Raw genomic sequence first — 13,392 nt, forward strand, 5'->3', positions numbered from 1 at the left:
CCTTCGAGTCCACGATGGACGCCACGGCCACAACCGTGCCCTGGGCGCACGAGGTCTGGGACGACGTGGTCGCGAACCTCGCTGGTCGAGGTGACGGGGGGCGAGCGGTTCGTGACCGCATGGCACGCGCTCACGTCGTTGTGGCGGATCGGTCTCGCGGGATACGGGCCCCAAGTACCGCAAGAAGTACGCCAAGCGCTGGAAGTGACGCCACCGCGCCCGACCCGCGGATCGCGGGCCGGGCGCGGTGGCGTCAGGGGAGTGTCAGTTCGGACCACCCGCCCTGGCGGGTCGACCCGCGATCGACGTGCCGCCGGTGATCACGAAGCCCGACCCCGGCTCGACCAGGATGTTGCCCTGGGCCGAGTTGGTGATGGTGACGTTCGTGAGGGTGGCGCTGCCGCGGGCGCCGCTCATCGCGAGGATGCCGGAGCCGTTGTTCGACTTGTCGATCTTCACGTTGCTGATCACGACGCCCGGCATGGTGCCGCCGCCGGTCTTGAACTGGATGCCGTCGTAGGTCGAGTCGGAGATGTCGGTGTCCCTGATGGTCACACCGGTGATGTCCTTGCTCGCCGCGAACAGGGTGAGCGCCCCGAACTCCTGGTCCTCGCCCCAGAACACGCCGCCGCAGCGGTACAGCCCGTTGTTGGCGATCAGCGTCGTGCCGGAGAACGGCAGCGGGTCGTGGTCGGTCGCCAGCATGATGCCGGGGTAGTTCATCGTGTCGTAGACGAGGTTGTTCTCGATGGAGTTGCCGTAGCCGCCGTAGATCGCGATGCCGGTGGCCCGCCACGGGAGCTGCACGGTGTTGTTGACGAAGTGGTTGTCGTGCCCGATGTCGACGTTCGGGTCCTTGACGTACCTGTTGGCCCACACCGCCATCGCGTCGTCGCCCGTGGTGCGGAACGACGAGTTGAACACCTTGGAGTTCCTGGTGCCGTTGGAGAAGTTGATGCCGTCGGCGTAGGTGTCGCGGATGCGCATCCCGCTGAACTCCAGGCCGTCGGCCGGTCCCCACAGGTCGGGGATGTTGTCGTAGTCGCGGCCGACCCAGACGCCGACGTTGGCGTGCTCGATCCACACGTTGCTGATCTTCGTGCCGGTGCCGAACCGGCCGTTGAGGCCGACCCCGCCCTCGGCGTTGCCGTCACCGCCGCGGATCCGGCCGGAGCCGAGGATGGCGATGTCCGAGATCTGCGTGTTCTTGTCGATGTCGAACCCGAAGTTGCCCTCGTGCGGGTGGTTGATGCTCCCGACCGCGTTCTGCGGCTCGGTCAGCGTGTACAGCTGGGAGCGCCACATGCCCGCGCCGCGGATGGTGACGTTGCTGATGCCCACCTGGTTGAACTGACCCCGGTTCAGCGGGTCGTCGGTGAGGATCTTCTTCTCCTGCCGCCACTGCCCTTCCGGGATCCACACGCAGCCGATCACGCCGTTCTGGTCGTCGGTCACGGCCCGCTGGAGGGCGTCGGTGTCGTCCACGCCGTCGTTCGGCACCGCGCCGTAGGACGTGATCGACGTGCACCCCGCGGGCTGGCTCGTCGCGGGTGCGACCTGCTCCAGGTCGATCAGGTCCAGGATGTAGAACGACGCGCTGTCCGCCGCGTCGCGCTGGAGCTTGAACCTGGTGCCCGCCGGGTAGCTCGTCGACAGCAGCGCGTGCGACTCGTCGAACAGCCGCCGCGCGTCGGCCTGCGGGGTGTTGGTCAGCGCCTCGGGCCCGTCGACGTTGCCGTAGAGCCAGCTGTGCTTGGACGACAGCGTCAGCTTCTGCGCGAAGGCGTCGTTGACGTACAGGCTGATCGTGGCGTCGATGCCGCCGCCACCGGGGGCGTCGGGGATCGAGTTGCGCACCACGATGGAGTTGGCCTGGTTGGTCGAGGTGAACTCGACGAACTGGCCGGTGCTGTTCAGCCGCACCGACTGCCGACCCGACGACTCGGTCGCGAAGTTGGTGTGCCCGAACGTGCGCACCGCGTCGGCCGTCAGCAGCGTGCCCTGGTAGCGCGCCGATTCCGCCTCGTACTCGGTGTAGGGGACCGCCGCGCCCCGGCCGACCACGATGGACTGGGAGAACGCGTTGTTGTTCTCGTTGGTCTCCGCGACGGTGTTCGTCGCGTCGGCCGTGGCGGTGATGGTGGCGCCGCCGTTGGTCGCGGTCCAGCTCCCGCTGATGGTCGCGGTGGCCGTGGCGCCTGCGGCGATCGCGCCCGTCGTGCCGTTGAGCGTGGTGCCGCCGACGGTCACCCGCGTGACCGTGCCCGCGGCGACCGCGCTGGTGCCGCGGTTGTTGACCGACACGGTGAACGTCACCTGGGAGCCGACCGCGGGGTTGGCCGGGTTGGTGGTGACGCCGGTGACCTGGAGGTCCGGCCCCGGCGCCTGCGCGACCACCAGCTGGGTGGCCGCGGTGAAGCGGTTGTTGGTGTCGTCCTGCTCGACGACCTTGTTGGTCGGGTCGACCAGCGCCGAGACGCTGTAGCTACCCATCGGGCGCGTGCCGACCGCCGCCGAGACGGTGGCCGAGGCGCCCGCGGCGAGCGCGCCGACCGGCGTGCTGCCGACGACCGTGCCCGCGAGGCTGAAGTCGACCGTGGTGGCCGCCGCGGCCGCCGTGCCGTTGTTCTTCACGGTGGCGGACAACGAGATCGCGCTCGTCTCGTTCGGCGACGTCGGCGTCCAGGTGACCGCGGTGACGACCAGGTCCGGGTTGGGCGCCGGGGTTCCGATGACCTGGAACTCGGCGACCTGCGCGCCCGGAGCGCCGCTGTTGGCGGTGAAGCGCAGCCGCACGTCGGAAACCCGGCCGGTGACCGGGATCGTCACCGTGTTCTGCGACGCCGGGTTGAACGAGTAGGTGGCCAGCGCCTTGAGCGAGCCGAACGACGTGCCCGACTGCTCACGGCCCAGCACCTCGAAGGTCTGCGTGCGGGTGCCCCACGCCGAGTCGGGGTTGAGCTTGACCACCACGGAGGAGACGTCGGCGTTCGACCCGAGCTTCACGCTCAGCGTCGACTCGAAGCCCGCGGACTCCCAGTAGGTGGCCAGGCTGTCGTCGTTGGCGTTGGCGGCGACGAAGGAGAACGTCGTGGAGGACGCCTCGATCGCCTTGCCGCGCGCCAGGTTCGAGCCCGAGCCGACCTGGCCGGTGCGGGTGACGTGGTTGCTGTCGGCCGACTGGTTGCCCGCGGCGTCGCGCGCCCGGACGAAGTACTCCACCGTCGCGGTCGCGGGCTGGGTGTCGGTGAACGTCAGCTGGTTGCCCGCCACGCCGGTGACCTGGCCGTTGACGAACACGTCGTAGCCGGTGACGCCGACGTTGTCGGTGGAGGCGGTCCAGGTGAGCCTGATCTGCCCGGTCGTGGGCTGGGTGAAGGCGAGGCCGCCGGGAGCCGTGGGGGCCGCTGTGTCGCCGCCGCCCTGGCCCGCGCGGGTCACCCGGTTGCTGTCGGCCGACTGGTTGCCCGCGGCGTCGCGCGCCCGGACGAGGTACTCGACCGTCGTGGTGACCGGCTGGGTGTCGGTGTAGGTGAGGACGTTGCCCGCCACCGTGCCGCGCACCTGGCCGTTGGCGTAGACGTCGTAGCCGGTGACGCCGACGTTGTCGGTCGAGGCGGTCCAGGTGAGCCTGACCTGCCCGCTCGTCTGCTCGGTGAAGGCCAGGCCGCCCGGCGCGGTCGGCGCCTGCTGGTCACCGGAGGTCGGGCCGTAGACCTCGAACTCGGAGAGCTGGCCGCCGGGCTGCACCGTGTTGGCCGTGATGGCCAGCCGGACGTAGCGGGTGGTCGTCGCGGTGAACGAGACGGTCGCGGTGTTGCTGTTGGCGGGCGCGAAGCTGTACGCCGCCGAGCCGACCAGGTCGGTGAACGACGTGCCGTTCGCGCTGCCCTGCACGGCCAGGGTCTGCGAGCGCGACCCCCACGAGGCGGGCAGCTTCAGCACGACCCTGTTCACCCCGACCGAGGCGCCCAGGTCGACCTGGAGCCACTGCGGGAACGCGTTGTTGTTGCTCTCCCAGTAGGAGTTCTGGTTGCCGTCGTTGGTGTTCGAGGCCGGGTACTCGCCCTGGGAACTGCTGGCCGACATGGTCCGGCCCGCGGCGAGGTTGCCGGTGGCCGCGGCGGCGCCGTGCACCTCGAACTCGGAGATCTGCGCGGCGGGCCAGCCGGTGTTCGCGGTGACGTCCACGCGCACGTAGCGGACGCTCGCGGCGGTGAAGTCGATGGTGGCGGTGTTGCTCGCGGCTGGGTCGAACACGCGGGCCGCCGATCCGGCGAGGGCGCTGAACGCGGTGCCGTTCGAGCTGCCCTGGACGGTGAGCGTCTGCGTCCTGGCACCCCACGACGACGGCAGCTTCAGCACGACCTGGTCGACGTCGACGGAGCCGCCGAGGTCGATCTGCACCCACTGCGGGAACGAGCTGGAAGGGCTTTCCCAGTACGTGTCCTGGTTGCCGTCGTTGATGTTGGAGGCGGGCTGGTTCGGGTTGGTCGCGCTCGCCGCGGCGGTCTTGCCCGCGGCCAGGTTCGGACCGCCCGCGGCGACGGCGGTCGGGGCGTTCATCCCGAGGGTGACCAGGCCGACGGCGAGGATCGCGCCGATCAGCCCGTTGACTTGCTTCCGAGTCATGGCGTCTTCGTCTCTGTCGAAACGGCAGGGTGGGCGCCGCGGCACCCGTCCCGCGTGACGCGTCGGTGCGGGTGGGGGCGCGGCGTTGCGCGTGGTGTCGTGCGCCGGGGAGCGCGGGAGGTCAGGGGTGCCGCCCGGCGGAGGGGGTGTGGGGGACTTCGCAGGTGCACGCCGTCGGTGGGCCTCCCGGTTTGCGGAATGGTGACCAGGATGCAACATGACGCGAACTGAACGCAATAACTTGACTGATTGACGTAATTTTCCGACTTCGCGTCGACTGACCGCCGATACCCGGCCGTTCTTGATCGGCTTCTCGAAAATTGTCGGACCCCGTCGGTAGCTTTCGGGCCATGTCGACCACGTCCACCGCCATGCCCTTCGCCGACCGCGCCGTCGCCGCGGGCTCGTCGGCGACCGGCGACGTGCGGGCGGGTGAGGACGTGACGGCGCACGGTCCGCGCGCCGCCGGGATCACCGGTCTCCCGCGCGTCGCCGGGAGTGCGGTGGACGGGCCCGGTCCGCGGCCAGCCGTTCACCGGCGGACCCTCCACTGTGGAGAGTCGCGCCAGTCGGGTGCGACTCGCAGGCGCACTGGTCCGGCGATGACCACCAACCCCTGTCGAGGAGTTCCGCCGTCCGGGCGGTCGCATCGCCGCGCCCGCTCGCGAGCCGGCGCGGCGGCGGCCCGGACGTGTCCGGCAACGATCGACCCCCACCACACTGGAGCCTCGTCATGACGGCGGACCGCTCAGCCCGCCCCCGCGTAGTCGTCTCGGTCATCGCGACCGCGGACGGGCGGGTCGCGCTCAACCGCGCGGAGCGGCTGCTCGACGAGGACGCGAACCGGCGGTGGCGTGGTGCCTGGCCGTCCGACACCGCCGACCTGTTGTCGGCGCGGTCGGCGGCGATCGACCAGCGGCACCACCCGACCGTCGTCCTGGAGGGCAGCGGCACCTTCGTCGCCGACGACGAGGAGCCGCCGCCCCTGCCGTCGACCACGGCGACCGCCGCGGAGCTGCGAACGGACTTCCTCCCGTTCCGCACCCCGCGGTGGTTCGTCGTGGTCGACGGCCGAGGTCGGGTGCGGTGGACCCACAAGGGCGACGCGGAGACGAGCCTGCTGGTCCTCACCTGCGGGAGCACACCGCTGCCGTACCTCGCCCACCTGCGCCGGGAGCGGATCCCCTACCTGGTCGCGGGTGCGGAACGGGTCGACCTGGAGGCCGCGCTGGTCGCACTCCGGTCGGACCTGGGCGCCGAGTGCGTCGTGTCCGAGGCGGGTGGCGGCCTCAACGGCGCGCTCCTGCGCGCGGGCCTGGTCGACGAGCTCCACGTGGTCACCGTCCCGGTACTGGTGGGCGGGCTGGGCACGCCGTCCGTCGTGGACGGTCCGCCGCTCGACGTCGGCGCGTCCCCGGTGCGGCTGACGTCGGTCGGCGTGGAAGTCGGCGCGGACGGCAGCATCTGGGCGCACTACGAGGTGTCCGGTTGATGCGATGATCTTGTCCGTGGACGGACTGGCGGAGTTCCTGGAGACGGAGATCGCGGAAGGCCGGCTGCCGGGGGCGGTGGTGGGGGTCGTGCACCGCGGGCGGCGGGTGTTCTTCGAGGCGTTCGGCTTCCGGGACGGGGAGCGGGGCGTCCCGATGACGACGGACGCGCTGTTCTGGATCGCCTCCATGAGCAAGCCGATCACCGCGGCGGGCGCGATGCTGCTGGTCGAACGGGGCAGGCTGGTGCTGGACGAGCCGATCGGGACCTACCTCCCGCGGTTCGCCGGGTGGTCGGTCCAGCCGACGGTCCTCGACCTGCTCCGGCACACCGCGGGGATGCCCGAGGGGTTGCTGGGCGACTCGCCGGTGCACAAGCTCTACGCGGAAGCCTTCGGCGACGGGATGACGGACCTGACCGGCGCGGAGTTCGTCGACCGGCTGAGCGCGCTGCCCCTGCTGCACGAGCCGGGCGCGATGTGGCACTACGGCTGGGGGGTCGACCTCGCCGGGCTGATCATCGAGTCGGTGGTGGGCACGTCGCTGGGCGACTTCCTGCGCGATGAGGTCTGCGCGCCGCTCGGCATGTCGGACACCACCTTCGGCGTCCCGGACGAGCACCGCGGCCGGTTCGCCCACCCCTCGCCCCCGCAAGTGCTGCCGGACCTGTCGGTCGCCCGGTTCCACTCCGGCGGCGCGGGCCTGGTGAGCACGGCGGGGGACTACCTGCGGTTCGTCCGGATGCTGCTGGACGGGGGACACCCGCTCCTCGGCCGCAAGACCGTGGAGTACATGCTGTCCGACCAGCTCGCCCCCGACACCGACACCAGCCTGTTGGAGAAGCCCGGCTGGAACCCCGGCCACGGCTTCGGCATCGGGGTCGCGGTCCGGCGGACGGTCGGCGGCCCGCCCACGCCCGGCTCGGTGGGCGAGGTGACGTGGCCGGGCGCGGGCGGCACCACGTGGTGGGCGGACCCGAGCGAGGACCTCGGCGTCGTCGTGATGGCGCACACCACCGCCGTGATCGAGCCGCAGATCAGGGCGCTGGTGCTGGGTTCCCTGCGCTAGTACCCCCGGCCGCCGCGGAGGTCAGATCTGGTTCTCGCCGCCGTCGACGTACAGGTTGGCGCCGATGATGAAGCTGCTGTCCGGCGAGGCGAGGAAGGCCACGGCGGCGGCGACCTCCTCCGGGCGTCCGATCCGGCCGATCGCGATCGAGGCGCCCGCTTGGGCCTTGAAGGCGGCGGAGTTCTCGTCGCCGACGAGTTCGGTGATGCCGGAGGTGTCGATCGGGCCCGGCGAGATGGCGTTGACGCGGATGCCGCGGCCGGTCAGCTCGTTGGCCCAGGTGCGGGCGAACGACCGGATGGCGGCCTTGGACGCGGCGTAGACGCCGAACGCCTCCGCGCCGTTGTCGGCGGCGGTCGAGGCGTTCAGGATGACCGAGGCACCCTCGTTGAGCAGGGGCAGCGCCTTCTGCACGGTGAGCATCGTGCCCTTGACGTTGACGCCGAAGACCCGGTCGAAGTCCTCCTCGGTGAGCTGCTCCAGCGGCGCGAACGAGGCGGTGGCCGCGTTGGCGAACAGCACGTCGAGGCCCTGACCGCGGTCGCGGACCGCGTCGTAGAGCCGGTCCAGGTCGGCCGGGTCGGTGATGTCGCCGGGCACCGCGGTGACACCGGGGCCGATGGCCTCGACGGCCTCGTCCAACTCGGTCTTGCGCCTGCCGGTGATGAACACGTGCGCCCCCTCGGCGACCAGCCGCTTGGCGGTGGCCCGGCCGATGCCCCGCGTGCCGCCGCCGGTGACGACGGCGGTCTTGCCTTCGAGCTGCCCCATGGTTCCTACCTCCATCTACTTCAGCACCGATCGGTACTGAAGTTGACCGTAGCACTTCGGGACCGATCGGTGCGGAAGGGGTAGGGTGGTGCTCGTGGACAGCGAGCGGAAGACGGTGATCGGCAGGCCGAGGGGGTTCGACGCCGACGCGGCCCTCGACCGGGCCGTGGCGGTCTTCTGGGAGCAGGGCTACGAGGGCGCGAGCCTGACGGACCTGACCGCCGCCATGGGCATCACCCGGACCAGCATGTACGCGGCCTTCGGCAACAAGGAGGAGCTGTTCCGCAAAGCCCTGGAGCGCTACGCCGAAGGCCCGGCCTCCTACGCCGCCCTGGCGCTGGACCTGCCGACCGCGCTGGAGGTGGCCACGGCGCTCCTCGTGGGCTCGGTCGAGACGAGCACCCGCCCCGACTGCCCCGCCGGATGCCTGGGAGTCCAGGCCTCGCTGGTCGCCGGTGAAGCCGGGCGGGCCATCCGCGACGCCCTCGCCGCCTGGCGCGACGAAGGTCGGGTGCGCCTCGGCGCCCGGTTCCAACGGGCCGTCGACGAGGGCGACCTGCCGCCGGACGCCGATCCGGGGGTGCTCGCCCGGTACGTGACGACCGTGTCGAACGGCATCGCCGTCCAGGCCGCGGGCGGCGCGACCCGCGACGAACTGCGGCAGGTCGCCGACGCGGCCCTGCGGAACTGGCCGCCCGCCTGACGATCGCCGCCCGCCTACGATCGGACTCCTCTCCGCCCGGTGGTGGGCGGCTGCGGGAAGGTGCCCCATGGCGACGTTGGCGGACGCGGCGGCGCTGTGCCGCGCGGATGACGGGCTCGCGGTGGTCTCCACGCTGCGCGCGAACGGCGGGATCCAGTCGTCGGTGGTGAACGCGGCGTTCACCCGGCACCCGCTCGACGACGCGGAGGTGGTGGCCTTCGTGACCTGCGGCCGGGTCAAGCTCGCGAACCTGCGCGAGCGGCCGCGGATCAGCGTGGCGGTCAAGTCCGGCTGGGAGTGGGCGGCGGTCGAGGGCGACGCGGAGGTCGTCGGGCCCGACGACCCCGACGGGCGGATCGACGCCGAGCGCTACCGGCTGCTGCTGCGCGAGGTGTTCACCGCGGCCGGTGGTGTCCACGACGACTGGGAGGCCTACGACCGGGTCATGGCGGAGCAGCGGCGGGCAGTGGTGTTCGTGCGGCCCTCGCGGGTCTACGGCAACCGGTGACGCGCATCTCCGAAAGTTGACTATCTCCATGAGTTGCTCAATTATTTGAATGAGCAACTCAAGCATGTGGAGGTGGGGTCATGGTCGCGGTGGACCGCAGTGGTGTCGTGCGGGTGGAACGGTCGTCGGTGCTGGTGGACGGTCGGGAGCGCACGTTCACCGTCGTGAGCCCGCGTGACGTCCCGCCGGGCGCGCCGATCGTGCTGCTGTTCCACGGGTCGAACCAGACCGCGGAGGTCGTGCGCGCCTTCGCCGGTGGAACGCTCGACCGGTTCGCCGAGCACGGCGGCGCGGTGGTGACCTACCTCGACGGGTACCGGAGGAACTGGAACGACGCCCGCGTGGCGTCGGACTTCCCGGCCCGCCGGGACGGGATCGACGACGTCGCCTTCACCGGCGCGGTGGTCGACCACCTGGCGGAGCGGTTCGCCGCCGACCCGTCACGGGTGCACGCCGTCGGGTTCTCCGCGGGCGGCGCGATGGTGATCCGGCTCGTGCACGAGATCCCGTCGAAGCTCGCCGGTGCAGGGCTCATCGCGGCGACCCAGCCCGAACCGGGGAACTTCATGGCGTTCGGCGGTCCGGCGGAGCCCGTGCCGGTCGTGCTGTTCCACGGCACCAAGGACCCGCTCGTGCCCTACGACGGCGGCATGGCCAGCCTGTGGGGGTTCCGGCCGCGCGGCCTCGGCCTGTCCGCGCGCGGGACCGCCGAGTACTTCGCGGCGCGCAACGGCATCACCGCCGCGCCCGAGTCGCACGACCTCGGCCGCGGGGCGGACGACACGAGGACGGCGGTCGAGCGCACCGACTACCGGCAGGACGGGAAGTCGCCCGTCACGCTCTACACCGTCCACGGCGGCGGCCACGTGATCCCGAACCCCAGGAAGGCGATCCGCGTCATGGGCCGGTCCACCCGCAACCTCGTGGCCGCCGACGCGCTCGGCGGGTTCTTCGGCATCAGGACCGGCTGACCGGCGCCTCGGCGGGCTGCCCCGCGGCCGCGGGGCGCCTGCCGGAGAGGGCCATCACCGCGAGGACGACCAGCAGCAGCGCCGACACGACCAGCACCGGCGCGTTCGTGCCCCGCCACCCGAGCAGCAGGAACATGGTGCTCGCGCTCAACGACGCCGCCACGCTGCTCAGCGACGTGATGCCCTCGGCGACCGCCTGGATCCGGCCGCCGCGGCCGGGCGGGTAGCAGCGGATCAGGAACGTGCTGCCCGCGAGGTAGAGGAAGTTCCACCCGACGCCGTTGAGCGCCAGGCCGACCAGGAAGTTGACGAACCCCTCGCCCGCGAGGCCGACCACCGACCCGATCAGGAACAGGCCGGTGCCGAGGGCGCCGGTCCACCACGGCCCGATCCGGCTCAGCACCCCGCCGCTGATGACGGCGGGCGCGAACATGCCGACCAGGTGCCACTGGATGATCGCCGCGCCCAGGCTCGCCGAGTGCCCGGCGTGCTGGCTGCCGAGCGGGCCGACGGCCATGATCATGGTCATCAGCGCACCCGACCCGGCCAGCGCGATCAGGGCGGCGAGGAAGTCCTTCGACCGCCGCACCTCCGACAGCGGCACCGGTCGGGGCTTCTCGGCGTCGGCCGCGGGTCGCACGGTCCCGGCCCGCAGCGCGAGCAGCAGCGGCACGTTGGCCAGCGCGTACACGCCGACCATGAGGTAGGCGCCCGCGTACTGGGCGCCGAGGAAGTCCGAACTGGTGGTGGCCACGAACGGGCCCGCGAAGGCCGCGATCAGCCCGCCGTAGAGGATGAACGACAGCGCCCGCTCGCGCTGCCCGTCCGGCGCGCGGTCGGCGGCCATGTACCGGATGTAGCCGCCGGTCGACCGGTACGCCCCGACCAGGCCGGTGCCCGCGCAGAGCAGCCAGAACGAGTGGGTGGACACCGCCGCCACCGACAGCGCCGCGCCGACCGCCGCGGTCGCCGCGCCGCCGATCATGACCGCGATGTAGCCGAACCGCGAGGCCAGCAGGCCCGCGGCGACCGAGCACAGCATGCCCGTGATGGTGATCGCGGCCAGCGGCAGCGTCGCCAACGCCGGTGTCGGGGCGAGCGAGAGCCCGACGATCGCCGTCAGCGTCAGGTCGATGCTGACGCCCATGAAGTAGAACGCCTGGCACGCCACCAGCAGCCAGGTGCTGCGCCCCACCCTGAACCACTCGGCCATCGTGCCCCCCGATCGTTCCCCTGAACCTGGGAAAACCCTTCCACGTCACTCGACCGGGTGATCCGCGGGGTCGTGAGCGACGCGATCGGCCACCGGCCTCCGAGCACAGTGGACGGTGTCCTGATGAGCAGCGGAGGTGTTCCCGACGCCGGGTTCCGCACCGGCGCGCCCTCGGCCGTCCTCGACGCGGTCACCTTCGGCCGCCCCCTCGACGACGCGTGGCCGCGAGTACCCTCCTGCGATGACATCTTGTGCTCGGACCCGCGGGTGAGCGCCCGTTTCCAGGAACTCGACTGGCGCCCGACGCCCCTGGGTGAACTGGTCCTGCGGCGCAGGCGCGATCCGGTGGACGGCAAGGACATCTACGAGATCAAGCTCGGCGGCGAGTTCCTCATGTCCAGCCTCTTCACCGTCGCCGAGGAGGAGCTCTCCCGCCTCGCGCTCGCGGAACTGCCCGGCACCGACCTCGACGTGGTCGTCGGCGGCCTCGGTCTCGGTTACACCGCCCTCACCGCCCTGGAGAACCCCGCCGTCGGTTCCCTGACCGTCATCGACGCCCTCGGCGAGGTCATCGAATGGCACCAGCGGGGCCTCATCCCGGCGGGCACCACCCTCGGCGCGGACCCCCGCTGCCACCTCGTCAACGCCGACTTCTTCGCCCTCATGCGCTCACCGGAAGGCCTCGTCCCCACCGATCCCGGCCACCGCTTCCACGCCATCGTGGTCGACATCGACCACTCGCCGCGCCACCTGCTCCACCCGACCAACGCCGACTTCTACGAACTGCCCGGCCTGCACCGCGTCGCCGCCCTCCTGCACCCCGGCGGGATCTTCGCGCTGTGGTCCAACGACCCGCCGGACGACGACTTCACCGCGCTGCTCGCACAGGCCTTCGCCGACGTGCGCGCGGAGGTCGTCAGCTTCCCCAACCCGTTGCAGGACAGGGAGTCCACCAACACGGTGTACCTGGCCAAGGTGCCGTAGCACCCGCCCGCCGCCCGTCAGGACGGGCGATCGTCCTCATCGGACACCCGCCCCGCGCCGAGCAGGGCGAGCAGCGCCTCGCCGCGCGCGGTGAGCCGGTAGAACACGTTGCGCCCGGAACGGGAGCCGGTCGCGACGCCCGCGTCGCGCAGCACGGCCAGGTGCGCGCTCACCGTGCCCAATGACAGGTCGAGCGACGCCGCGAGCTGCGAGCTGGTCACCGGGGTCGCCAGCTCGGCGGCGACCCGCGCGCGGCCGGGACCCAGCAGGATCGACAGCGGGTCCGAAGGGGGACCGGCCAGGCGGGAAGCCGTGCCGCGGGCGGGGTAGACGAGCGCGTAGTGCGGCGGGCGCTCGCAGACCCAGGAGCCCTGCCTGCCGGTGTAGGGCACGAAGGTCAGGCCGTGGTCGCCGATGGCGACGTCGTCCCAGCTCTGGTCGCTGAAGCGGATCGCGTCCGGCTCGACCCACGTCGACCTGCGGGTCATGCCGGTGACCGCGCGCTGCCACCCGTGGGCCGCGACCAGGCCCGCGCGGTGGGTGATCTCGCGTTCCAGCACGGCGCGCCGCCGCGCCCAGGTCGGGCTGACGAACCGCCGCCAGCCCTCCTCGATCACCTCGGCCATGCGGGCCGCGAGGTCGACGGCGGGCAGCCAGTCCGGCTCCCGCCGGGTCGCGCTCTCCCTGACCGCGTCGTCGATCGTGCCGCGCACGGTGTCGTCGGGGAGGGCCGCCAGGTCGGCCAGCTCCTGGTCGAGCCGGGTGTCCAGGCCGCCGGTGGGCGGCACCGTCACCACGTCGGGGAACCACCTCGTCGTGGCGACGAGCGCCAGCAGCCCACCGGCGACGGGGTCGGCCGCCGTCCACGCCCGGTAGGCCGCCATGGGTTCCGCCTGTCCCCGGCCCCGCCACGGTTCGGTGCTGGCCCGCTGCAACGCGATCAGCGCCCCGACCGTCTCCGCGAACGGCGAGATGGCGAAGCGGCTGCGCGACAGGCCGGTCGAACTCACGTGGAGAAGGGTCATTGTTCCGCCTTTCGGCGCAAGGATGGC

The 13,392-nt window shown here is 71.9% G+C and carries 10 protein-coding genes; 6 read left to right on the forward strand and 4 right to left on the reverse strand.

Annotated elements, in window-relative coordinates:
- Window positions 1-264 precede the first annotated feature (264 nt).
- Window positions 265-4,632, reverse strand: coding sequence for a discoidin domain-containing protein (locus tag RM788_RS50910; RefSeq protein WP_315929010.1), 4,368 nt, complete (start codon window positions 4,630-4,632; stop codon window positions 265-267).
- A gap of 733 nt (window positions 4,633-5,365) precedes the next feature.
- On the opposite strand from RM788_RS50910, the gene RM788_RS50915 reads away from it, so the two are divergent.
- Together RM788_RS50915 and RM788_RS50920 are read left to right on the forward strand one after the other, a co-directional pair.
- Window positions 5,366-6,124, forward strand: coding sequence for a RibD family protein (locus RM788_RS50915; RefSeq protein WP_315929012.1), 759 nt, complete (start codon window positions 5,366-5,368; stop codon window positions 6,122-6,124).
- Between the two features lie 4 nt (window positions 6,125-6,128).
- Window positions 6,129-7,190 carry a serine hydrolase domain-containing protein gene (locus tag RM788_RS50920; RefSeq protein ID WP_315929013.1) on the forward strand — a complete coding sequence of 354 codons (1,062 nt, stop codon included), beginning with the start codon at window positions 6,129-6,131 and terminating at the stop codon, window positions 7,188-7,190.
- Window positions 7,191-7,211: 21 nt separating this feature from the next.
- Here the strand turns inward: RM788_RS50920 and RM788_RS50925 are convergent, their stop codons facing one another.
- Window positions 7,212-7,961: an SDR family NAD(P)-dependent oxidoreductase gene (locus RM788_RS50925; protein WP_315929015.1), complete on the reverse strand. Its 750-nt coding sequence runs from the start codon at window positions 7,959-7,961 to the stop codon at window positions 7,212-7,214.
- Window positions 7,962-8,055: 94 nt separating this feature from the next.
- Here RM788_RS50925 and RM788_RS50930 point away from each other — a divergent pair, with 94 nt between their 5' ends.
- The 3 genes from RM788_RS50930 (at window position 8,056) to RM788_RS50940 (ending at window position 10,143) form a co-directional block, all read left to right on the forward strand.
- Window positions 8,056-8,664 carry a TetR/AcrR family transcriptional regulator gene (locus RM788_RS50930; protein ID WP_315929017.1) on the forward strand — a complete coding sequence of 203 codons (609 nt, stop codon included), beginning with the start codon at window positions 8,056-8,058 and terminating at the stop codon, window positions 8,662-8,664.
- Window positions 8,665-8,731: 67 nt separating this feature from the next.
- Window positions 8,732-9,172 carry a TIGR03618 family F420-dependent PPOX class oxidoreductase gene (locus RM788_RS50935; protein WP_315929019.1) on the forward strand — a complete coding sequence of 147 codons (441 nt, stop codon included), beginning with the start codon at window positions 8,732-8,734 and terminating at the stop codon, window positions 9,170-9,172.
- An 80-nt stretch (window positions 9,173-9,252) separates the two neighbouring features.
- Window positions 9,253-10,143 (forward strand): CE1 family esterase, encoded by an 891-nt coding sequence (locus RM788_RS50940; protein WP_315929021.1) that lies wholly within the window; start codon window positions 9,253-9,255, stop codon window positions 10,141-10,143.
- Here the strand turns inward: RM788_RS50940 and RM788_RS50945 are convergent.
- Window positions 10,130-11,356, reverse strand: a complete 1,227-nt coding sequence (locus RM788_RS50945) for an MFS transporter (protein WP_315929024.1) — start codon at window positions 11,354-11,356, stop codon at window positions 10,130-10,132. The two genes, RM788_RS50940 and RM788_RS50945, sit on opposite strands and share 14 nt — an antisense overlap.
- A gap of 123 nt (window positions 11,357-11,479) precedes the next feature.
- On the opposite strand from RM788_RS50945, the gene RM788_RS50950 reads away from it, so the two are divergent.
- A complete protein-coding gene (locus RM788_RS50950; protein WP_315929026.1) occupies window positions 11,480-12,340 on the forward strand; it encodes a polyamine aminopropyltransferase in 861 nt (286 codons plus the stop codon).
- Window positions 12,341-12,357: 17 nt separating this feature from the next.
- Here the strand turns inward: RM788_RS50950 and RM788_RS50955 are convergent, their stop codons facing one another.
- Window positions 12,358-13,350: an ArsR/SmtB family transcription factor gene (locus RM788_RS50955; protein ID WP_315929028.1), complete on the reverse strand. Its 993-nt coding sequence runs from the start codon at window positions 13,348-13,350 to the stop codon at window positions 12,358-12,360.
- Window positions 13,351-13,392 lie beyond the last annotated feature (42 nt).

The sequence above is a fragment of the Umezawaea sp. Da 62-37 genome (genome assembly GCF_032460545.1).
Taxonomy (GTDB): Bacteria; Actinomycetota; Actinomycetes; order Mycobacteriales; family Pseudonocardiaceae; genus Umezawaea.